Below are 21,936 nucleotides of genomic sequence, written 5' to 3' on the forward strand. Positions count from 1 at the left end.
CTAAGCGCTCTTTCGGCGCGTTTGCAGTTGTGGTGTAACTTACGGATTAATCGCTATCTGCGCAATAACTTGCTGATCATTAAGTGCGATAACGCTTAATGTCCCGTCTTCATACATGCCGTAGCTTGCCGGATTGCCGCCTTTAGGAATGCTGACAGACCCGGGATTAAAGTGATAAAACGCCCCGCGTTTTTCCGCCACCGGAATATGAGTATGACCATAAACCAGGACATCGCCAGCGGCGAGTGACGGCAGGTTATCCGGGCCGAACAGGTGCCCGTGGGTCAGGAACAAACGGCTGTTTTCCATCAACACCTGTTGCCAGGGAGCGGTGATGGGAAAATTCAGCAGCATCTGGTCAACTTCGCTGTCACAGTTGCCGCGAACGGCGATAATGCGCGAGGCAAAATGATTAAGTTTTTCCGCCACCTGCGCGGGAGCGTAGCCTTCCGGCAACGCATTGCGTGGGCCGTGGTTTAACACGTCGCCCAGGATCACCAGCCATTGCGCTCCGCTTTCGGCGAACAGAGAAAGCACGCGTTCGGTCGCGGGCAGCGATCCATGAATATCCGACGCAAACATCAGTTTCATCAGTTACTCCTCAGGAATTCAGACTGCTCCTATCATACCTCAAGCGCCCCGTCTTATCAGCCCGCGCGCTTAGCAGAGAGTGCCAGATAGCGCTGTACCGACGCGCGTTGCCACTGGAATGTGGCGTAATCCACCAGCAGCTGTGGGACGTCATCGCCATTGAGGATCAAGCGATTGAGCATCAGCGCCAGATCGGTGTCGGCAATACACCACTCGCCAAACAGGTTGGGGTTACCCTGCGCCAGCAGCGATGAGGCAGTTTCGATCAGCTTCCGGGCGCTGGATAAGCCTTCCTCGCTGAGGGCGGGCTTTTTGACGCCAGCGAACACCACATCCGTAGAGCGTTCTGTGCGAATCGGCACCAGGTCGCTACGCAGCCATGCCTGGATCTGGCGGGCGCGGGCGCGCTTTTGCAGATCGTGAGGATAGATGCGTTCCCACTCTGGCGGGGCAAAGCGGTCCTCAAGATACTCGTCAATCGCCGAGGATTCACTCAACTCAAAACCGTCGATCTCCAGCACAGGGACTCGGCGAGTGAGCGCGTAGCCCTGCCACTGGGGCTTCAGATGTTCGCCGCTGTCCAGGTCGACGGTTTTCAGACTAAAAGTAAGCCCCTTTTCTGCCAGCGCCACATAAACGCTCATGACATAAGGAGAAAAAAAGTTCGCATCGGACCACAACGTTATTACAGGCTGGCTCATAACATCCTCATCGGCTGATCGGTTTTCACTCAACATATAATCTCTTTGCCTCGCTGTCACTTGATGAAAACTCACGATTTACAACAAGCACCTATACTGATTTTTTATGGCAACACTATTCGCACTGACAGGAGTTGAGAATGATAGATCTCTATTATGCCCCCACCCCTAATGGCCATAAGATCACCCTCTTTCTCGAAGAAGCCGAAGTGGACTACCGGATCATTCGCGTGGATATCAGTAAAGGCGACCAGTTCCGCCCCGTTTTTCTGGCCATATCGCCCAACAATAAAATTCCGGCCATCATTGATAACCTGCCTTCTGACGGCGGCAAACCGTTAAGCCTGTTTGAGTCTGGAGAGATTTTGCTCTATCTGGCAGAGAAAACCGGCAAGCTCCTGAGCGGTGAGTTGCGCGAGCGTCATCACACGCTGCAATGGTTATTCTGGCAGTCGAGCGGCCTGGGGCCAATGCTGGGGCAGAATCACCACTTTACCGCCTATGCGCCGCAGACGATCCCTTACGCCATTGAGCGATATCAGGTCGAAACCCAGCGCCTGTACGGGGTCCTGAACCGTCGGCTGGAAAAATCACCATGGCTGGGAGGTGAGCATTACAGCATTGCAGATATCGCCTGCTGGCCGTGGATTAACACCCATGAACGCCACCGGATCGATCTGGCCACTTATCCGGCAGTGAACAACTGGTTTGAGCGCATCCGGACGCGCCCGGCCACCGAACGCGCCATGCAAAAAATCCATCAGATTTGAGCCTGCGCCCCGTTGGGTGCAGGTGTTTTCCTCATGTATGATGAGGTGAAAATACTGACACGGAGAAGACCTGCAATGTCCCAGCATGACGCTATTATTCGTATAAAAAACTTACGCTTACGCACGTTCATTGGTATCAAAGAGGAGGAGATCGCGAATCGCCAGGATATCGTGGTGAATGTAGTGATCCACTACCCGGCAGACAAGGCGCGTGCCAGCGAGGACATCAATGACGCGCTGAACTATCGTACGATCACCAAAAGCATCATCCAGTACGTTGAGAACAACCGTTTTGCGCTACTGGAAAAATTAACTCAGGATGTGCTCGACATCGCACGCGAACACCACTGGGTCACTTATGCTGAAGTGGAGATCGATAAACTTCACGCCCTGCGCTACGCCGACTCCGTCTCCATGACGTTAAGCTGGCAGCGCCAGGCGTAAACCTGGAGGTTGTATGAAGATCCTGCTCACCGGCGGTACGGGCCTGATTGGTCGCCATCTCATTCCACGTTTGCAGGCGTTGCATCACGACATTACCGTGGTCACGCGCAGCCCGGAGAAAGCGCGCCAGGTGCTGGGCGTCGGCGTTGAGATCTGGAAAGGCCTGGCGGAAAGGCAGGATCTGAACGGCTTTGACGCCGTCATCAACCTTGCTGGCGAACCTATCGCCGATAAACGCTGGACCGAAGAGCAAAAACAGCGTTTATGCAGCAGCCGCTGGAACATGACCGAAAGGCTGGTTGAGCTGATTCGCAACAGCGAGACGCCGCCTTCGGTGCTGATTTCCGGCTCTGCTACAGGCTACTATGGCGATCTCGGTGAAGTGGTGGTGACCGAAGAGGAGCCGCCGCACAACGAGTTTACCCATAAACTCTGCGCCCAGTGGGAGCGCATCGCCTGCGCGGCGCAAAGCGATCGTACCCGCGTCTGCCTGCTGCGCACCGGCGTGGTACTTGCGCCGAAGGGTGGTATTCTCGGTAAAATGCTGCCGCCGTTTAAAATGGGGCTTGGCGGGCCCATCGGCAATGGTCGTCAGTATCTGGCGTGGATCCATATCGAGGATATGGTCAACGGCATTCTCTGGCTGCTGGATAACGATCTGCGCGGGCCATTTAACATGGTATCCCCTTACCCCGTACGTAATGAACAATTTGCTCACGCCCTGGGGCATGCCCTGCATCGCCCGGCGGTGCTGCGCGTGCCTGCAACGGCGATTCGTCTGTTGATGGGTGAGTCTTCGGTGCTGGTGCTGGGCGGGCAACGCGCGCTGCCAAAACGGCTGGAAGCGGCCGGGTTCACGTTCCGCTGGTATGACCTGGAAGAGGCGCTGGGGGATGTGGTGCAGTGAATATGTTAGAGTTATACGCCATGTCTGGATGAGATGGCGTAACTATGGCAACCATTACCACAACCCGGCTTCACCTCACCCCTTTCGAACCTTCTGACTGGGCGTTCTTCCGCTCTCTGCGTGAAGACCCCGCCATCATGCGCTATATGGCCGCTATCACGCCGGAAAAAGAGACGCGCCGCGTATTTGCCGCGCGCCTGATGGCAGAGCATGTCTTTGTGATCCGTCTGCATAACGACGTTACGCCGCTCGGGGATATCGGCCTGCAAATCAGTGCGGCGAACCGTGAAGAGGCGGATATTGGCTACACGGTTGTGCCTGCCGCGCAGGGAAAAGGCATTGCCAGCGAGGCGCTGCACGCGGTGTGCGAGTATGCATTTAACCAGACGGGCGTGAAGGCGATAAACGCGTACGTGCTGGCAGATAACGTTGGGTCGGTGCGGGTCCTTGAGAAAGCGGGTTTTGTGCGCACGCAGGTGCTGGAGAAGGCGTACGAGATTAACGGCGTACGGTATGACGACTGGGTGTATCGGCTGGAGTGTTGAATGCCGGGCGGCACTGCGTTTGCCCGGCCTACGGGGTTTGTAGGCCCGGTAAGCAAAGCGCCACCGGGCAATTGGGCGGCTCTGCGGCCTGATGCCCTCACCCCGGCCCTCTCCCGCAGGGAGAGGGAGAAAGGCCAAACCTACTTCAACGAGCCTTTCAGGAACTGCTGCAAACGCGGGCTTTGCGGGTTCGCCAGCACCTCGTCCGGATGCCCCTGCTCTTCTATCTTGCCCTGATGCAGAAAGATAACGTGGTTAGAAACGTTACGGGCGAAGCCCATCTCGTGCGTCACCACCACCATCGTTTTGCCCTCTTCCGCCAGCTTTTGCATGATGCGCAGCACTTCGCCAACGAGTTCAGGATCCAGCGCGGAAGTCGGTTCGTCAAACAGCAACACTTCCGGCTCCATCGCCAGCGCACGGGCGATGGAAACACGCTGCTGCTGCCCCCCTGACAGGTGCACCGGATATTTGATCTGCTGCCGCTCGTCGATACCCACTTTCGCCAGGTATTTGACCGCACGCTCGCGGGCTTCCTGCTTGCTTAAGCCGAGCACCTGAACCGGCGCTTCCATCACGTTCTCCAGCACCGTCATGTGGCTCCAGAGGTTGAAGTGCTGGAACACCATCGTCAGGCGTGTGCGCAGCAGGCGCAGCTGGTTTTTATCCGCCACTTTAAGCTGGCCGTCTTTATCACGGACCATATTAATGTTCTGTCCGCTCACCACAATCGATCCTTCGCTCGGCTTTTCGAGGAAGTTGATGCAGCGCAGGAAGGTACTTTTACCCGAACCTGATGAGCCGATAATACTGATCACGTCGCCCGCGTTAGCCTCCAGCGACACCCCTTTCAGCACTTCATGTTCGCCGTAGCGCTTGTGCAAATCAATTACGTTTAATTTGTTCTCAGCCATCATAAATTCTCAGTGCGTCGACGGTTTTATATGCTGCAACCAGCGTTTTTCAGCCTTACGGAACAGACTGATCAGGACGTAAGAAATGATCAAATAGAGCACTGCCGCAATGCCAAACGCCGTAAACGGCTGGTAGGTGGCAGAGTTAATATCGCGGGCAATCTTTAACAGATCCGGTACCGTGGCGGTAAACGCCAGTGCCGTCGAATGCAGCATTAAAATCACTTCGTTGCTGTAGGCCGGCAGCGCAATACGCAGCGCCGAAGGCAGAATAATACAGCGGTAGAGCTTCACGGACGAGAAGCCGTACGCGCGCGCCGCCTCGATCTCACCGTGCGGCACAGAACGGATGGCCCCGGCGAAGATCTCGGTGGTATAGGCGCAGGTATTGAGGGTCAGCGCCAGCACCGTACAGTTCAGACCGCTGCGGAAGAACGCGTTCAGCATCTCGGTGCCTTTCACGATCTCCAGCGTGTACATCCCGGAATAGAACACCAGCAGCTGCACGTACAGCGGCGTACCGCGAAACACGTAGGTGAATAGCCAGATAGGGAACTGGATAAATTTATTGTTCGACACGCGGCCAATGGCAAGAAACACCGCCAGAATGCCGCCCATTACCACCGAGGAGATCAGCAGCCACAGCGTGATCGCCACGCCAGTAAAGCGGTAGCCATCCGTCCACAGCAGGGATTTCCAGTACTCCTGAATAATCTCAATCACAGGTCAGCCCTCTTCACACCCACGGAGTAGCGACGTTCGAGCAGAAGCAGCACACCATTGGAGACGGTCGTAAAGACCAGATAAATTACGCCGCAGACCACCGCAAAATAGAACGGTTCCCAGGTGCTTTTACCCGCCAGCTGCGTGGCCTTCACCACATCTTCCAGACCCAGCAGGGAGACCAGCGCCGTAGCCTTGAGAATAACCTGCCAGTTGTTACCGATGCCCGGCAGCGCGTAGCGCATCATGGCCGGGAACATGATCCGGCGAAACGTTTGTGAGGAGGTAAAACCGTAGGCGGTCGCCGCTTCAATATGCCCTTTCGGCACGGCCATGTAAGCGCCGCGGAAAGTCTCAGTGAAATAAGCGCCGTAGATAAAACCAAGGGTAATAATACCGGCCACCATCGGGTCGATATCGATCTGCTCCATGCCAATGGCATCCGTCACGCCGTTAAGTGCGATTTGCAGGCCGTAAAAGATCAGCAGCATCAGCACCAGGTCAGGCACGCCGCGAATCAGCGTGGTATAGCCTTCAAATATCAGCGCCAGCGGTCTGTTGGCGGATAATTTTGCCCCCGCGCCCGCCAGGCCTATCAGCACCGCCAGCACCACGGAGCTGATAGCCAGCTCAAGGGTGACAAGCGCGCCCTGTAAAATAACGCCAGAAAATCCGTACAGCATACCGCGTGCCCTGTCGTCTCGTGAGTGGTGGAACCGTGTCTTTTCCCCTCCCGCAACGGGAGGGGCCGCACGTTATCAGACGGGGCGATTAGCCGCCGTAAACGTTAAAATCGAAGTACTTTTTAGCCAGCTTGTCATAGGTGCCGTCCGCGCGCATCTCGGCGAACGCTTTGTTCAGGGCTTCACGCAGTTCGTTGTCTTCTTTACGCAGGCCCATACCGGTACCGACGCCAAAGAGTTTTTCGTCCTTAATGGACGGACCGCCGAACTTGTAATCTTTACCCACAGGCTGTTTCAGGAAGCCTTCGCTTGCCGCCACTTCATCCTGGAATGCCGCGTCAATACGGCCTGCCGTGAGGTCTGCGTAGATGTTTTCCTGGCCCTGGTAAGAGACAATTTCAATCCCCTTTGGCGCCCAGTGCTCGTTGCCGTAGGTTTCCTGCGTCGTACCCTGCAACACGCCCACGCGTTTGCCTTTCAGAGATTCAAGGGTTGGCTGAATGTCAGAGGATTTCGCCACCACCAGACGTGAGTCCGCCGCATAGAGTTTGTCCGTGAAGGCAATCTCCTGCTGACGTTTTTCTGTGATGGACAGGGAGGACATGATCACGTCAATTTTCTTCGCTTTCAGGGACGGGATCAGCGCATCCAGCGGGTTTTCAACGTAGGTACATTGCACTTTAATGCGTTTGCACAGCTCGTTAGCCAGATCGATGTCAAAACCGACCAGTTCCCCCTTCGCATTCTTCGATTCGAAAGGTGCATAGGTTGGGTCAGTTCCAATACGAATTTTCTGCGGAATTGCTGCGAATGCCGCGGTGGCGCTGGAAAAAGCCAGTACCAGAGAAAGTGACAACACCAGTTTTTTCATATCTGTCCTCAACAAACTGTCTTAATACGAGATTTTTACGACGACGGGGTGTTGTTAATGTGCCATTAATCCCCTCATTCAGGCAAAGATTAATGCCTTTGAACGGGAATTTTTGCATTTTAAATGCTTAACTATGCACACAGCGATCCAGTATGGTGCATGTATTGCACCATACTGGAACATAACCCCGTTAAGATGCACCACTTCAGTGCATCTTATTCAGGCATTAATCACCGTAGACGTTGAAATCGAAGTATTTCTTCGCCAGTTTGTCGTAGGTACCGTCTTTACGCAGCTCATTAAACGCTTTGTCGAAGGCGGCTTTCAGCTCGGTATCATCCTTACGCAGGCCAATACCGGTACCGTCGCCAAAGTATTTTTTGTCTTTTACCGACGGGCCGGCAAAGGCGTACTCTTTACCCGCAGGCTGTTTCAGGAAGCCTTCGCTCGCGGCGACTTCATCCTGAAACGCGGCATCCAGACGGCCTGCCGCCAGGTCAGAGTAGATCAGATCCTGGTTCTGGTAAGCCACAACATCGACGCCCTTCTCGCGCCAGTTAGCATTGGCGTAACCTTCCTGGGTCGAGCCCTGAAGCACGCCAACATGTTTGCCTTTTAGCGAGTCGATGGTCGGCTGGATTGGCGAGCCTTTCGCGGCAATCAGACGTGAGTCGGCAGCGTAGAGCTTCTCAGAGAAGGCGATCTCCTGCTGACGTTTTTCCGTGATGGAGAGAGAAGAGATAATGGCATCAATTTTCTTGGCTTTCAGCGACGGGATCAGCGCGTCAAAGTCACTGCCCACCCATGTGCATTTCACTTCCATGCGTTTGCACATCTCATTTCCCAGATCGATATCAAACCCCACGAAGTCGCCTTTCGCATCCTTGGAGGAGAATGGCGCGTAGGTTGCGTCTGTACCGATACGAACTGTCTGTGGAAGCGCTGCATAGCTACTTGCTGCTGCACTCAAGCCCACGAGCAAAGACAGAGCCAGAACCGTCTTCTTCATACATTTACCCTCAAGAACCGTGATTTTATTATGGTTTATGTTGTGTGTTGTGTTGCAGGCTTTTCTTGCAGGTCTTATGCCACATTGTCGTCGGGTTAAAACTTCGACGTTAAATATGTTAATAAAACGTTGCGATACTGCCTTAATGGTGAAAGATAGCAGGTCTGCCGAACGAACCGGAAAGAGAAAAAGGGAAAAAGCGAATTAAATGTCGAGGATATGATCGCGGTTGCAGTTTTGCCCTGAAACAGGGCAAATTGTCTTTTCATGCACCTTGTTTGTGCACAGCTTCACGCCCCCTGCCAGCGGGTAAAGAGATCTTCCGGCAGGTCGATATCGAACTGATCCAGTACGCGGTTAACGGTCTGGTTGATGACATCGTCCAGCGTTTGCGGACGATGATAGAACGCGGGGACCGGCGGCATAATCACGGCCCCCAGTTCGGCTGCCTGCGTCATTAAACGCAGATGTCCCAGGTGCAGCGGCGTTTCCCGCACGCAAAGCACCAGAGGACGACGCTCTTTCAGCACCACATCCGCTGCACGCGTCACCAGCGTGTCGGTATAGCTGTTTACAATGCCGGAAAGAGTTTTAATCGAACAGGGCAAAATAACCATGCCGGCCGTTTTAAACGAGCCCGAAGAGATGCTGGCGGCGATATCGCGGGCATCGTGGACAACGTCAGCCAGGGCCTGAACGTCGCGCAGGGAGAGATCGGTTTCAAGAGAGAGGGTCTGACGCGCCGCCTGGCTCATCACCAGATGGGTTTCTACGCCTGCAACGTCACGCAGCACCTGTAAAAGCCGGACGCCATAAATCGCGCCGCTGGCACCGCTGATCCCTACAATGAGTCGTTTCATGATTTTCGCCCTTGCTGATTTCAGGGCAGACTGTGCAGGATTTTACGGGGAGTTGCAAGTGAGGGCGAGCGCCCTCACCTGCATACGCATCAACCTTCGTTGTGCATCTCTAAGCTTTCGAGATCGTTTTGCAGCTGGACGGCTTTCGCATCGTCGTTACGCAGCGAATCCAGATAGTCGAGATACTGCTGGTCAACGTCTTTCGTTACGTAGATCCCATTGAATACCGAGCATTCGAACTGCTGAATATCCGGGTTCTCGGCGCGCACCGCGTCGATCAGATCGTTCAGATCCTGGAAAATCAGGCCGTCGGCACCGATGATCTGCCGAATTTCGTCTACTTCACGACCGTGAGCAATCAGCTCGTTAGCGGTTGGCATATCAATGCCATACACGTTCGGGAAGCGAATTTCCGGCGCTGCGGAGGCGAGATACACTTTCTTCGCCCCGGCCTCACGCGCCATCTCGATGATCTGCTCAGACGTCGTGCCGCGCACAATGGAGTCGTCCACCAGCAGCACGTTCTTGTCGCGGAACTCGGCACGGTTAGCGTTCAGCTTACGACGTACGGACTTACGACGCAGCTGCTGGCCCGGCATGATAAAAGTGCGGCCCACGTAGCGGTTTTTTACGAAGCCCTGACGGTACGGCTTGTCCAGAATACGGGCAATTTCCAGCGCGATATCACAGGAGGTTTCAGGGATTGGGATCACGACATCAATGTCGAGATCGTCCCACTCGCGGGCAATCTTCTCGCCCAGTTTCGTCCCCATGTTGACGCGCGCGCTGTAAACGGAAATCTTGTCGATGAACGAGTCCGGACGCGCGAAGTAAACGTATTCGAACAGGCACGGGTTGCTCACCGGGTTGTCGGCGCACTGACGGGTAAACAGCTGGCCCTTCTCAGTGATGTAGACCGCTTCGCCTGGCGCGACATCACGCAGGAATTCGAAGCCCAGAGTGTCCAGCGCCACGCTTTCGGAGGCAACCATGTACTCGGAACGGCCATCGCCGAGGTCACGTTTGCCGAGCACCAGCGGGCGAATGCCGTTTGGATCGCGGAAGGCCACCATGCCGTGACCGATGATCATCGCCACGCAAGCATACGCGCCACGGATCAGGCGGTTAGTCGCGGCAACGGCGGCAAAAATGTTGTCTGCTTCCAGCGGATAATGGCGGAAGTTATCCAGTTCGCTGGCAAAGATATTGAGCAGGATTTCAGAATCAGAGGTGGTGTTAATGTGGCGACGTTTCTCTTCGAACAGCTTTTTACGCAGCTCGTGGGCATTGGTCAGATTGCCATTGTGGGCAAGCGTGATGCCATACGGGGAGTTAACGTAAAAAGGCTGAGCCTCAGAGGCGCTGGAACTGCCAGCAGTAGGATAACGAACGTGACCGATCCCCATATTACCTTGCAGACGCTGCATATGGCGGGCTTCAAACACATCGTTTACCAGGCCATTCGCCTTGCGTAAACGGAAGCAGTTGTTTGCATCAATGGTGATGATACCCGCAGCATCCTGCCCACGGTGCTGAAGCACCGTTAACGCGTCATAAATCGACTGGTTTACCGGCATGAAACCGGCGATACCGACAATACCGCACATTCGTCTTTTCCTCGTTAAGCCACATCTCAGGGTTTATGCCCTGGGCAAGAAACTCGACGAGCTTTGCAGATAGTCAAAGAACCATCTGATGATGAAGCTGAACTCCGGAATGAGCTGCGATTTTTGCCAGTCTTCACTTTTGGAGAACCCGGTAAAGGTATCCAGGAAGAACAGGATCGCGGCCACAATGAGCACGCCTCGCAACGCGCCGAAACAGATGCCGAGTACCCTGTCCGTTCCTGACAGACCGGTTTTCTCGACCAGCTGACCTATCACGTAATTGACGATAGCGCCGACAATCAGCGTCGCGATAAACAGCACCGCGATGGCGATTCCGTTTCGGACCAGTTCATCTTCAAAGCCCGTGAACCAGACAGACAGGTAAGTGTAGTAATGACTGGCAACAAAGAAAGCACAACCCCAGGTTACCAGCGATAACGCTTCACGAACAAAGCCACGGATCAGGCTAACCAGACAGGAAAAACCAATCACCGCAATGATGGCGTAATCAATCCAGACCATATGTGTCCCACGATTAAACGCCCTGTCATCCAGTTCGGGGCGAATTCTAACAGAAAAAGAAAACGTTTGCGTAGGGATTTCCTTCCCACGCGTAAATAAAAAAGGCGCTGAAAAAATGCTCAACGCCACCGCACCTTTGACGTTTCTGTGAACGTCTGCCTCCCCCTCACCCCGGCCCTCTCCCTCAAGGGAGAGGGTTAGGGTGAGGGGGTAATTTCTATCAGTTTGCGCTGTAGTTCATCACCACACCGCTCAGGCCGGAGATTTGCTTCAGCTCGCCAAGCGAACCTTTGAGCTTATCTTTAGACGCATCCGGCCCGACGAGGATACGGGTAATTTTACCCTGTACCGGCGTGGTGGGTGAAGTATAAACACGGTATCCCGCGCCGCGCAGTTTACTCACGATCTCATTGACCTTATCTGCATTTTTCAACGCACCGAGCTGAACGACATAGGCTTTACCCGTAGGGGCGGCCTCCTGCTGGGTCTGTTTGGCCGGTGGCGGCGTTTCCGTTGCCGCAGCCAGCTGCTCGTCGGCTTTGTCACGCTGCGGTTTAGGCTGCGTTTTCTCTACCGGCTTCGGTTTTTCAACCGGTTTGGGTTGCTCTACCGGTACAGGATCGATTTCAACGTTGTTATTCGCGGCCAGACGCGACGGATCAAGAGACGGCGCGGCTGCATCACCTGCGCGCACCTCTTCCGCTGCACCTTCTGGCGGCTGGGCAGGCAGCGCCTGCGTTGCCGCTGGCAGCATATCGGGCTCGTCGCGATCGCCCGGTTTGGGTACCAGCGGAATGGCCGCAAATTCATCCTGGTAATGCTTTTTTTGCCCGTCGAGCAGTCCCGGGAGAATAATCACCCCGAGCGCGACCAGCACAATGGTTCCTGTTAAACGGTTCTGAAACTTACTCGCCACCGGTTCTCCCCGCGTCCATCACTTCCATGACATGTGCCACCGTGTGGAATGACCCACACACCAGCACGGTATCTTCTGGTTTAGCCTCCGCCATCGCGGCACGCCAGGCCGAAACCACACTGCTGTAGATTTCGCCTTTGCCGAGATGTTCCATCAACTGCTCAGCAGTCGCGCCGCGCGGCCCTTCCAGAGGAGCACAATACCAGCTATCGACCACACTCTCCATGCAGGCCAGCGTGCCGCCGATATCTTTATCATGAAGCATACCGATAACCGCCAGCACGCGCCCGGTTTTTGGTAACGATTTGAGACGTCCTGCGAGGTACGCCGCCGCATGCGGATTATGTGCAACATCCAGAATCAGACGCGGCGACTCACTCACAATCTGAAAACGTCCCGGTAACAGTGCGTTCTGAATGCCATCGCGGATCGCCTGCTCGCTTACCGCTAATCCGCTGGCGCGCAGGGCTGCCAGCGCAGTCGCCGCGTTAGGCTGTGGCACCTGCGGCAGCGGCAGATTCTCCAGCACGCCCTGCGCATCGCTGAAGCGCCAGCCTTTGTCCTGCACCTCATACTGCCAGTCCACGCCGCGACGCAGCAGACGAGCGCCCTTCTCTTTCGCTACCTCAGCAATGGTGTGCGGCATGTCCGGTTCGCCTACCACGGCAGGCTTATTGGCCCGGAAAATACCGGCCTTCTCACGGCCAATGCTCTCGCGGTCCGGGCCCAGCCAGTCGGTGTGATCCAGCGCGATGCTGGTGACGACGGCGACATCCGCATCCACCATATTGGTGGCATCCAGACGCCCGCCCAACCCCACTTCCAGGATCACCACGTCCAGCTGCGCCTGCTTAAACAGCCACAGCGCCGACAGGGTGCCGTATTCGAAATAGGTTAATGAGGTTTCGCCGCGCGCAGCTTCGATAGCGGCAAACGACGCCGTATGGGCGGATTCCGCCAGCTCGGTGTTTTGCACGCGCACGCGCTCGGTATAGCGCACCAGATGCGGCGAGCTGTAAACGCCAACCTTGTACCCCGCCGCCATCAGGACAGATTCCAGCGTGCGGCAGGTGGTGCCTTTACCGTTAGTGCCGGCCACGGTAAATACGAAAGGCGCGGGTTTCAACACGTCAAGACGCGCGGCAACCTGGCTTACGCGCTCAAGGCCCATGTCAATAGTTTTACTGTGCAGGTTTTCCAGATAAGGAAGCCACGCGGCCAGGGGCGACGTGGCTTGAGGAATGCTTTTATTTTCCATGATGCCCGGTTGTCATTAACGGTTTAGAAAGCAAAAGGGCAGCGCCATTCGGCCCTGCCCTTTTCAGTTATCAGGCCTCGGGTTCCTGATCCGGTACCACCACGCCTTCGCGCGGCTCGTCCGGGTTCGGCGCCGGCAGATTCATCAGCTTCGCCAGGACGCTTGCCAGTTTCAGGCGCATTTCCGGACGGCGGACGATCATGTCGATGGCGCCCTTCTCAATGAGGAACTCACTGCGCTGGAAGCCCGGCGGCAGTTTCTCACGTACGGTCTGCTCGATAACGCGAGGACCCGCAAAGCCGATCAGCGCTTTTGGCTCAGCGATGTTCAGGTCGCCCAGCATCGCGAAGCTTGCAGAAACGCCGCCCATGGTTGGATCGGTTAGTACCGAGATGTACGGCAGACCGCGCTCCTGCATTTTCGCCAGCGCCGCAGAGGTTTTCGCCATCTGCATCAGGGACATCAGCGCTTCCTGCATACGTGCGCCACCGGAGGCGGAGAAGCAGATCAGCGGGCAGTTGTCTTCCAGCGCCTGCTCAACGGCACGCACGAAGCGCGCGCCAACCACAGAGCCCATTGAGCCGCCCATAAAGGAGAACTCAAACGCGGCGGCAACCACCGGCATCTCGTGCAGGGTGCCTTTCATAACGATCAGCGCGTCTTTCTCGCCGGTCTCTTTCTGCGCAGAGGCCAGACGATCTTTGTATTTTTTGGAGTCGCGGAACTTAAGCACATCTTTTGGCTCCAGTTCGCTGCCCAGTTCTACCAGAGAACCTTCGTCCAGCAGGCTATGCAGGCGGTTGCGCGCCGACATACGCATATGGTGGTCACACTTCGGACACACCTCAAGATTGCGTTCAAGCTCTGCGCGATACAGAACCTGGCCGCAGCTATCACACTTCGTCCATACCCCTTCAGGAATGCTCGCTTTACGCGTTGGGGTAATGTTGCTTTTAATTCGTTCAATCCAGCTCATTGATAACCTTTCTGCCTGAACCTGGTCGTATGCCAGTTTTGCTGTAAGAGGCGAATAATGCCATTTTTGCCTCCAACAGACCATGAATGTTGCACATTAAAACATAACAGCCCGAAACTTTGGATAAAAAAGTGGTCGAACCGCCAGCGTGCATTTACTTCGCTTGCTTTGCCGCCGCGCGTTTGTGACGGATAATTTCGATGACGCCAGGCAGTACGGAAAGCACAATAATCGCTACAATCAGTAACTTAAGGTTTTCCTGAACCACCGGCAGATCGCCAAACAGGTAGCCTGCATAGGTGAACAGCAGCACCCACAGCAGCGCGCCCACCACGTTATACATGGCAAAATGACGATAGGACATGTGACCCATTCCCGCCACAAACGGTGCAAATGTACGCACAATAGGCACAAAACGGGCAAGGATAATGGTCTTACCGCCATGGCGCTCATAGAACGCATGGGTCTTATCTAAATAACTGCGGCGGAAAATCTTCGAGTCCGGATTACTGAACAACCGCTCGCCAAACACCCGCCCGATGGTGTAGTTGACCGCATCACCAACAATCGCGGCGATGATCATCAGGACCACCATCAGATGGACATTCAGATCATTCGTTGGCAGTGCGGATAACGCGCCCGCCACGAACAGCAGTGAATCTCCCGGCAGGAACGGCGTAACCACAAGGCCGGTTTCACAGAACAGAATGAGGAACAGAATGGCGTACACCCAGACGCCGTACTGCGCGACCAGCTCCGCCAGGTGAACATCAATATGCAGGATGAAATCAATCAGAAAACGTATTACGTCCATATTGTCTAAGCCCTAATTGCACCTTTGTTTAGTCCGCTAAAAACAGCGGGCCCATTGGCGGTTTTGGCAGGTCGAACCGGTCCGGATAATCCACCGAAACCAGATACAGCCCTTCCGCTTTCGCCGTTGCTGCCGCAAGCGTTCTGTCCTTCGCTGCCAGCAGTTCTGCAATCCAGCTCTCCGGCTGGTGTCCGGCGCCCACTTCCATCAGGCTGCCTACAATATTCCGCACCATATGATGTACAAAGGCATTGGCTTTGATATCCACCACCACATACGCGCCATAACGACTGACGTTAATGTGCATGACGTTACGCCACGGCGTACGGGACTGACACTGCACCGCACGAAACGACGTAAAATCATTCTCTCCAATCAGACACTGCGCCGCACGCTGCATACGTTCTGCATCCAGCGGTTCATAAAAATGCGTCACGCCCTGGCTTAACACCGCCGGGCGCAGGCGCTGGTTATAGATGACATAACGGTAGCGCCGCGCCGTCGCGCTGAAACGCGCGTGAAAATCATCCGGCACAGCTTTCACCCAACGCACGGCAATGTCACCAGGCAAATTCGCATTTACACCCAGCGTCCAGGCCGCGTCTTTGCGCACGGCGGTGGTGTCAAAATGCACCACCTGCCCCGTGCCGTGAACGCCGGCATCGGTGCGGCCCGCACAGAAGACGCTTATCGGTTCGTTCGCCACCTGAGAGAGCGCTTTCTCCAGCTTCTCCTGGACGCTGCGCACCTCATTCTGCCGCTGCCAGCCATAGTATTTACTGCCATCGTATTCAATGCCGAGGGCAATTCTGTGGACCGGCTTTTGTTCCACATCTGACATCAGTACAGATACTCCTGCACCAGTTTTTCCGCGATTTTGACCGCCATCAGCGCGCCGCCAAAACGCACGTTGTCGGCAACGGACCAGAACTGCACCTGCTCCGGCATACCGTAATCGTTACGCACGCAGCCCACAGAGAGATGCGCGCTGCCGGTGGCGTCGCCCACCTGCGTCGGGAATTCGCTCTCTTCGGACAGGACAATGTCCTCACCGCGGCCAAACGCGTCGCGGGCTTCTTCAGCCGCCAGCGGACGCAGGGCTTCAAACCCGACCATCTGCGCGTGGCCGTAAAAGACCGGAGACTGCACGACATTCGCGGAGATCATCAGCCCGTCATCCTGCAAAATTTTGCGTGCTTCATCGACGATACGACGCTCTTCCCGCACCGAACCTTCACGATCCGGCAGCAGCGGCAGCATGTTGAACGCCAGCTGGCGGCCAAAGAAATCATCTTCGTCGATCGGGATACCGTTCAGCAGCTTCGCGCTCTGCCCTGCCAGTGCGTCTACGGCTTTTTTACCGTTAGCGGAGGCTGAAAGCAGGCTGGTCACGGAAATACGCGACAGGCCACCGTCGTCGATCAGCGGCTTCAGCGCGGTCAGCAGCTGGCTGGTGAGGCTGTTCGGTACTGCAATGATGTTGCGGTTGCGGTAGTCAGCCAGCACAAACGGGTTGACGTCCGGCACCACCAGCGGCACATCCGGCTCCAGGGAGAACAGGCCGCTCAGGTCGATCACCAGACAGCCTGAATTTGTCGCTTCTTCAATGTAAGACGCCGTGGCTTCCGCACCTGCGGCAAAAAACGCCAGCTGAGCCTGCGTCCAGTCAAACGCGGCGGCATCCTGCACCATCACGGATTTGCCGCCGAAACGCAGATGTTCTCCTGCGCTGTCGGTACGCGCCAGTGCGTAAATCTCACCCACCGGGAACTGACGCTCAGCAAGGGTTTCAAGCAGGGCTTCGCCCACGGCGCCAGTGGCACCCAAAATGGCAATGTTCCAGCCTTCAGACATGGTGGTTTACTCCAGAAATAAAAAGCGTCCCTGCCGGAGCATCCGACAGGGAGCATTAAGAAGACATTAACGTGCCGGGTGGTGAACGGCGTTAAATCCCAGTTTATGCAGCAGCCCCGCCGCTGACGCGTCATCGCACATGACATACAGGGAAGACCACTCGCGGCGCTCAAGGTAATTTTTGCGCAGCTTGTCAAACTCACCCGGAATACCCGCCACTTTACGCAGCAGCGCGTCATCGCGGCGCACATCATACACCAAATGCACCAGTCTTTTCAGCGTTGCCTCATCCAGCGGGCCATGAAGGGTAATGCGGCCGAATTCCGGGGCGGGCAGCAGCGTATCCAGCGCCACCTGCTGCGGGTGGCCGATAAAGGCGCTGTAAGCCTCAAACACCTGGGTTGTGCCACGCGCTTTGCCTTCAAGGGTATAACCCGCAATATGCGCGGTACCCACGTCCACCTTATTCAGCAAGGCGACGTTGAGATCCGGCTCGGGTTCCCAGACGTCCAGCACGACGCTAAGCTCTTGTCCTTCGTCGAGACATGCCAGCAGCGCCGCGTTATCCACCACCGGTCCCCGGCAGGCATTTATCAGAATAGTGCCAGCCTTCAGACGGCGGATCAGCTTTTCGTCGGCCAGGTGCAGAGTCTTGTACGGCCCCTCTTTAAAGAGCGGCGTATGGAAGGTGATGACGTCGCACTCGTCGACCAGCTCATCCAGCGTGCGGAAGTCGCCTTCATCGCCGTTATCCTTACGCGGCGGATCGCACAGCAGGGTGCGGATACCCCAGGCTTCCAGACGCTTTTGCAGACGTCCGCCCACGTTGCCCACCCCCACAATCCCGACGGTGCGGTCTTTCAGCGCAAAACCATCGCGCTCGGCCAGCATCAATAGTGAGGAGAAAACATATTCCACGACGGCAATGGCGTTACAGCCTGGCGCCGCGGAAAAACCAATCCCCGCCTGCTTAAGCCACTGGTCATCCACATGATCGGTCCCGGCCGTTGCCGTCCCGACAAATTTAACCCCTTTGCCGGTGAGCAGTGCCTCATTTACTTTGGTCACCGAGCGCACCATCAGGGCGTCTGCATCGTCCAGTTCGCTGACCGGAATCGGGCGACCAGGGACAGCCTTAACCTCACCCAGGCGGCTGAACAGCTCACGGGCGTAAGGCATATTTTCATCAACGAGGATTTTCACGTCTGAGTACCTGTTTGAGAGGAAGTAAACCTGCCAAGTGTGCCATAATCTCGCCGCCGGGCATATATCTCCGCCCGGTTACGCAGAGTTTGACTTTAAGGATTTTTGACGATGCAGCCCATTTCAGGTACGCCTCCGCGCCCTCCGGGTGAAGGCCCCGTAACGCCCAACACGCCAGGCGAACAACCGCTCTCCACGCAGCAACGCACCGTACTGGAGCGTCTGATCACGCGTCTTATTGCGTTAACCTCACAGCAAAACGCAGAGGTATGGGCCGGCGTTAAGCACGATTTGGGCGTCAGAAACGATGCGCCGCTACAGTCGCGCCATTTCCCTGCCGCCGAACAAAACCTTAACCAGCGTCTTACCAGCGCACAGCAGCAACATACTACCCGCCAGATTATCTCGCAGCTGACCGAGCTATTGGGCCAGGGGAATAATCGCCAGGCGGTGAGTGATTTTATCCGTCAACAGTACGGTCATACCGCCCTGAGCCAGCTTTCTCCGGAACAGCTGAAAACCGTGTTGACCCTGCTGCAAAGCAATCAGCTTTCTATCCCGCAGCCGCAACAGCGCCCGTCTACAGAGCGGCCATTGCAGCCTGCGGAGCATAATACGCTCAAGCAGATGGTCACTAAGCTGGCTGCCGCTACCGGCGAACCCACAAAGCTTATCTGGCAATCCATGCTGGAACTTTCCGGTATGAAAGCGGGCGAGATGATCCCGGCAAAACAGTTTACCCATCTGGTCACCTGGCTCCAGGCGCGTCAGACGCTCAGCACCCAGAGCGCCCCGACCCTGCACAGCGTACAGGCGGCGCTGAAACAACCGCTGGAACCGCACGAGTTCGATATGATTCGGGATTACGCTCAGCAGAGCTGGCAGGCTACGCCGCAAACGGTGCTGACCACCGCGCAGGTGCAGGATGTGCTCAATCAGATCTTCATTCGCCGCGCCGAGCGGGAAGGCGGCGTGCCGGAGGTAAGAAACATTCAGCCGATCTACAGCCCGCTGTTTGCCCCCGTAGTTGATACGTTCAAAACGCTTTCTGCCCGTCCGGGATTGATGTTTATCGCGTTGGTGATTGCGCTGGCGATTTTCTGGCTGGTTGCTTAAAACTGCCGGGTGGCGGCTACGCCTTACCCGGCCTACGGTTCGCGCGGTTGTAGGCCCGGTAAGCGAAGCGCCACCGGGCAAAAAACTACGACCTGCGAAACGCCACCAGCGTCACCACAATTCCCACCACCGCTGACACCGCACCGGCCAGGAAGACGGAAGGATAGCCAAACGACGTTGCAAGCAGCCCCGCGAGCGGCCCGGTGATGCCGTATGAGATATCCTGAAACGCCGCATAGCCGCCCAGCGCCGTGCCGCGCACCTGCGGAGCGACGCGCTTCACCACTTCAACGCCCAGCGCCGGGAAGATCAGCGAGCAGCCGCAGCCGGTTAACGCCGCACCCAGCAGCGCAACGGATGCAGAGGGCGCCTGCCAGAGCAGTACCAGACCCACGGTCTCAATGACAAGTGACGCCACGGCCACCTTCACGCCGCCAAAGCGATCCGGCATCCAGCCAAACAGCACGCGCATCAATACAAACGCGCCGCCAAAGGCCGTCAGCGTAAAGCCCGCCATCGCCCAGCCGCGGCTCATGAAATAGAGGGAAACAAAGGTACCAATAACCGCGAAGCCCACCCCCTGAAGCGCCAGCCCAAGCCCCGGCTGCCAGATTTGCCCTACCACGCTCCACAGCGAAGGACGCTCGCCTTTATGGGCGGGCACCTTACGCACCGAACCGTTAAACGCCCACGCCAGCAGCGGCAATACCATGGTGGTGCCTGCCAGCGCCGCAAAACCAAACTGGCTGTGGATCAGCAGCCCCAGCGGTGCGCCTGCCGCCAGCGCGCCGTAAATCGCCATCCCGTTCCAGGACATCACTTTTCCGGAACGCGCAGGCCCCACCAGCCCCATTCCCCAGGTAAGGGTGCCGGTCAGCAGCTGGCTTTCGCCAAAGCCGAGGATCAGGCGCCCTGCCACCAGCAGCGCGAATTTATACGCTGCATCTATTGGCAACAGCGCCGCCAGCAGCCAGGCTCCCCCCGCCAGCCCGCAGGCAAACATGCCCTGCAACGCCGAGCGTTTTGCGCCGTGCTGATCCGCCAGGCGACCGGCGTAGCCCCGGGTTAATACCGTCGCTAAAAACTGAATGCCCACCGCAATGCCGACCATGGTGTTGCCATAGCCCAGCTCCTGGTGAACGAACAAGGGGATCACCGGCAGCGGCAGGCCAACGGTCATATAGGTCAGAAACACCGCAAAGGCGATGCGGAAAAGGGGAAGATTCCCGGAAGGAGCGCTCTTCCCAGGGGTAACAGCCTTCATGCATAACTCCGTGTTCAGGCATAAAAAAAGGGAGCCGCGCGGCTCCCTTCTACTATACCTTCAAACGCTTACGCTTTCAGCTTACGCATCACCAGCGTGGCGTTGGTGCCGCCGAAACCGAAGCTGTTGGACATAACGGTCGTCAGCGCACGTTCGGTGGTTTCGGTCACGATGTTCAGGCCAGCCGCCTGCTCGTCCATCTCTTCGATGTTGATGCTTGGCGCGATAAAGCCGTTTTCCAGCATCAGCAGAGAGTAGATCGCTTCCTGCACGCCCGCCGCTCCCAGAGAGTGACCGGTCATGGCTTTGGTTGCAGAGATAGCCGGGCTGTTGTCGCCGAACACTTCACGGATCGCACCCAGCTCTTTCACGTCGCCTACCGGCGTTGAGGTGCCGTGGGAGTTCAGGTAGTCGATTGGAGTATCAACACCGTGCATCGCCATCTTCATGCAGCGCACCGCGCCTTCACCGGATGGAGCAACCATGTCAGCGCCGTCAGACGTTGCGCCGTAGCCCACGATCTCAGCATAGATGTGCGCGCCACGCGCCAGCGCGTGTTCCAGCTCTTCAACCACAACCATACCGCCGCCGCCAGCGATAACAAAACCGTCGCGGTGTGCGTCATAAGTACGGGACGCTTTGTCTGGCGTTTCGTTGTATTTGGTGGACAGTGCGCCCATTGCGTCAAACTCACAGGCCATTTCCCAGCCCAGCTCTTCGCCGCCGCCAGCAAATACGATGTCCTGTTTGCCCAGCTGGATCTGCTCAACCGCATTACCGATACAGTGTGCGGAGGTCGCACATGCAGAGCTGATGGAGTAGTTCACACCGTGGATTTTGAACGGCGTTGCCAGGCACGCGGAAACCGCTGACCCCATGGCTTTGGTCACAACATATGGACCGACCGCTTTCAGGCCGCGCGGGCTGCGCATGGCGTCAGCACCGAACACCTGAGCTTTAGAGGAACCGCCGGAGCCTGCAATCAGGCCCACGCGTGGGTTGTTCTGGTAAGCGTCTTCGCTCAGACCAGAATCCTTGATCGCTTCCTGCATGGAAAGATAGGCGTAGATAGAGGCATCGTTCATGAAACGAACCACTTTACGGTCAATTAAACCGGTGGTGTCCAGTTTAACGTTACCCCATACGTGGCTACGCATTCCAGAATCTTTAAACTCTTCAGAGAAAGTGATCCCGGAGCGTCCTTCACGCAGAGATGCCAGGACTTCCTGCTGGTTATTACCGATGCTGGAAACGATGCCCAGGCCAGTAATCACTGCACGTTTCATTCAATACCTCTGTAAGTCGCACTATAAAAAGTTTCGAGTCGCACAATAGCGTACACTTGTACGCCGAACAAGTCCGATCAGCCATTTTCTGTGGAAATTTGC

Annotated in this window: 24 protein-coding genes; 5 read left to right on the forward strand and 19 right to left on the reverse strand. The window is 56.3% G+C overall.

What is annotated here, in order from left to right:
* Positions 1-39 precede the first annotated feature (39 nt).
* Entirely contained in the window at positions 40-591 is a 552-nt protein-coding gene (yfcE, locus tag ACOTYH_RS15355; protein WP_045341048.1) for a phosphodiesterase, read from the reverse strand.
* Positions 592-647: 56 nt separating this feature from the next.
* A complete protein-coding gene (gene yfcF, locus ACOTYH_RS15360) occupies positions 648-1,292 on the reverse strand; it encodes a glutathione transferase (protein WP_017692996.1) in 645 nt (214 codons plus the stop codon).
* Between the two features lie 140 nt (positions 1,293-1,432).
* Between yfcF and yfcG the strand changes: the two genes are divergently transcribed.
* The 4 genes from yfcG (at position 1,433) to ACOTYH_RS15380 (ending at position 3,958) form a co-directional block, all read left to right on the forward strand.
* Complete coding sequence (yfcG, locus tag ACOTYH_RS15365; RefSeq protein ID WP_003861434.1) at positions 1,433-2,062, forward strand: GSH-dependent disulfide bond oxidoreductase; 630 nt, start codon at positions 1,433-1,435, stop codon at positions 2,060-2,062.
* A gap of 75 nt (positions 2,063-2,137) precedes the next feature.
* Entirely contained in the window at positions 2,138-2,506 is a 369-nt protein-coding gene (gene folX, locus ACOTYH_RS15370) for a dihydroneopterin triphosphate 2'-epimerase (protein ID WP_003861432.1), read from the forward strand.
* 13 nt (positions 2,507-2,519) lie between these two features.
* Positions 2,520-3,413: a TIGR01777 family oxidoreductase gene (locus ACOTYH_RS15375; protein ID WP_032648963.1), complete on the forward strand. Its 894-nt coding sequence runs from the start codon at positions 2,520-2,522 to the stop codon at positions 3,411-3,413.
* A 44-nt stretch (positions 3,414-3,457) separates the two neighbouring features.
* Positions 3,458-3,958 carry a GNAT family N-acetyltransferase gene (locus ACOTYH_RS15380; RefSeq protein ID WP_045343827.1) on the forward strand — a complete coding sequence of 167 codons (501 nt, stop codon included), beginning with the start codon at positions 3,458-3,460 and terminating at the stop codon, positions 3,956-3,958.
* A 140-nt stretch (positions 3,959-4,098) separates the two neighbouring features.
* Here the strand turns inward: ACOTYH_RS15380 and hisP are convergent, their stop codons facing one another.
* From hisP to pdxB, 15 genes are all read right to left on the reverse strand, one after another.
* A complete protein-coding gene (gene hisP, locus ACOTYH_RS15385; protein WP_003861426.1) occupies positions 4,099-4,872 on the reverse strand; it encodes a histidine ABC transporter ATP-binding protein HisP in 774 nt (257 codons plus the stop codon).
* Between the two features lie 9 nt (positions 4,873-4,881).
* Positions 4,882-5,595 (reverse strand): ABC transporter permease, encoded by a 714-nt coding sequence (locus ACOTYH_RS15390; RefSeq protein WP_003861424.1) that lies wholly within the window; start codon positions 5,593-5,595, stop codon positions 4,882-4,884.
* Positions 5,592-6,278, reverse strand: coding sequence for a histidine ABC transporter permease HisQ (locus ACOTYH_RS15395; protein WP_015572256.1), 687 nt, complete (start codon positions 6,276-6,278; stop codon positions 5,592-5,594). The genes ACOTYH_RS15390 and ACOTYH_RS15395 overlap by 4 nt, the downstream gene beginning before the upstream one ends.
* An 88-nt stretch (positions 6,279-6,366) precedes the next feature.
* Entirely contained in the window at positions 6,367-7,149 is a 783-nt protein-coding gene (gene hisJ, locus ACOTYH_RS15400) for a histidine ABC transporter substrate-binding protein HisJ (RefSeq protein ID WP_023295090.1), read from the reverse strand.
* Between the two features lie 226 nt (positions 7,150-7,375).
* Positions 7,376-8,158: a lysine/arginine/ornithine ABC transporter substrate-binding protein ArgT gene (gene argT / locus ACOTYH_RS15405; RefSeq protein ID WP_015572255.1), complete on the reverse strand. Its 783-nt coding sequence runs from the start codon at positions 8,156-8,158 to the stop codon at positions 7,376-7,378.
* A gap of 290 nt (positions 8,159-8,448) precedes the next feature.
* Entirely contained in the window at positions 8,449-9,018 is a 570-nt protein-coding gene (locus ACOTYH_RS15410; protein WP_015572254.1) for a UbiX family flavin prenyltransferase, read from the reverse strand.
* Positions 9,019-9,107: 89 nt separating this feature from the next.
* On the reverse strand, positions 9,108-10,625 hold the full coding sequence (gene purF, locus ACOTYH_RS15415; RefSeq protein ID WP_006811407.1) for an amidophosphoribosyltransferase: 1,518 nt from the start codon (positions 10,623-10,625) through the stop codon (positions 9,108-9,110).
* A gap of 33 nt (positions 10,626-10,658) precedes the next feature.
* A complete protein-coding gene (cvpA, locus tag ACOTYH_RS15420) occupies positions 10,659-11,147 on the reverse strand; it encodes a colicin V production protein (RefSeq protein WP_000262116.1) in 489 nt (162 codons plus the stop codon).
* Between the two features lie 220 nt (positions 11,148-11,367).
* Entirely contained in the window at positions 11,368-12,063 is a 696-nt protein-coding gene (gene dedD / locus ACOTYH_RS15425; RefSeq protein WP_017383444.1) for a cell division protein DedD, read from the reverse strand.
* The gene (folC, locus tag ACOTYH_RS15430) at positions 12,053-13,321 is read right to left on the reverse strand and encodes a bifunctional tetrahydrofolate synthase/dihydrofolate synthase (protein WP_058689108.1); all 1,269 of its coding nucleotides are present in this window, start codon (positions 13,319-13,321) and stop codon (positions 12,053-12,055) included. Before folC ends, dedD begins: the two co-directional genes overlap by 11 nt.
* Before the next feature lie 70 nt (positions 13,322-13,391).
* Complete coding sequence (gene accD / locus ACOTYH_RS15435) at positions 13,392-14,297, reverse strand: acetyl-CoA carboxylase, carboxyltransferase subunit beta (RefSeq protein WP_014884667.1); 906 nt, start codon at positions 14,295-14,297, stop codon at positions 13,392-13,394.
* A gap of 154 nt (positions 14,298-14,451) precedes the next feature.
* Positions 14,452-15,111, reverse strand: coding sequence for a DedA family protein (locus ACOTYH_RS15440; RefSeq protein ID WP_003861406.1), 660 nt, complete (start codon positions 15,109-15,111; stop codon positions 14,452-14,454).
* A 28-nt stretch (positions 15,112-15,139) separates the two neighbouring features.
* On the reverse strand, positions 15,140-15,952 hold the full coding sequence (truA, locus tag ACOTYH_RS15445) for a tRNA pseudouridine(38-40) synthase TruA (RefSeq protein ID WP_001286071.1): 813 nt from the start codon (positions 15,950-15,952) through the stop codon (positions 15,140-15,142).
* The gene (locus ACOTYH_RS15450) at positions 15,952-16,965 is read right to left on the reverse strand and encodes an aspartate-semialdehyde dehydrogenase (RefSeq protein ID WP_015572252.1); all 1,014 of its coding nucleotides are present in this window, start codon (positions 16,963-16,965) and stop codon (positions 15,952-15,954) included. Before ACOTYH_RS15450 ends, truA begins: the two co-directional genes overlap by 1 nt.
* 66 nt (positions 16,966-17,031) lie before the next feature.
* On the reverse strand, positions 17,032-18,168 hold the full coding sequence (gene pdxB / locus ACOTYH_RS15455) for a 4-phosphoerythronate dehydrogenase PdxB (RefSeq protein WP_017692991.1): 1,137 nt from the start codon (positions 18,166-18,168) through the stop codon (positions 17,032-17,034).
* A 111-nt stretch (positions 18,169-18,279) separates the two neighbouring features.
* Between pdxB and flk the strand changes: the two genes are divergently transcribed.
* Positions 18,280-19,284, forward strand: coding sequence for a flagella biosynthesis regulator Flk (gene flk / locus ACOTYH_RS15460; protein ID WP_045333685.1), 1,005 nt, complete (start codon positions 18,280-18,282; stop codon positions 19,282-19,284).
* A gap of 85 nt (positions 19,285-19,369) precedes the next feature.
* On the opposite strand, the gene ACOTYH_RS15465 is transcribed toward flk, so the two are convergent.
* On the reverse strand, positions 19,370-20,548 hold the full coding sequence (locus tag ACOTYH_RS15465; RefSeq protein ID WP_058689109.1) for an MFS transporter: 1,179 nt from the start codon (positions 20,546-20,548) through the stop codon (positions 19,370-19,372).
* Between the two features lie 68 nt (positions 20,549-20,616).
* Positions 20,617-21,834: a beta-ketoacyl-ACP synthase I gene (gene fabB, locus ACOTYH_RS15470; RefSeq protein ID WP_015572249.1), complete on the reverse strand. Its 1,218-nt coding sequence runs from the start codon at positions 21,832-21,834 to the stop codon at positions 20,617-20,619.
* Positions 21,835-21,936: the final 102 nt, after the last annotated feature.

The organism is Enterobacter cloacae complex sp. SHL001, from assembly GCF_049236825.1.
GTDB classification, from domain to species: Bacteria; Pseudomonadota; Gammaproteobacteria; order Enterobacterales; family Enterobacteriaceae; genus Enterobacter; species Enterobacter hormaechei_C.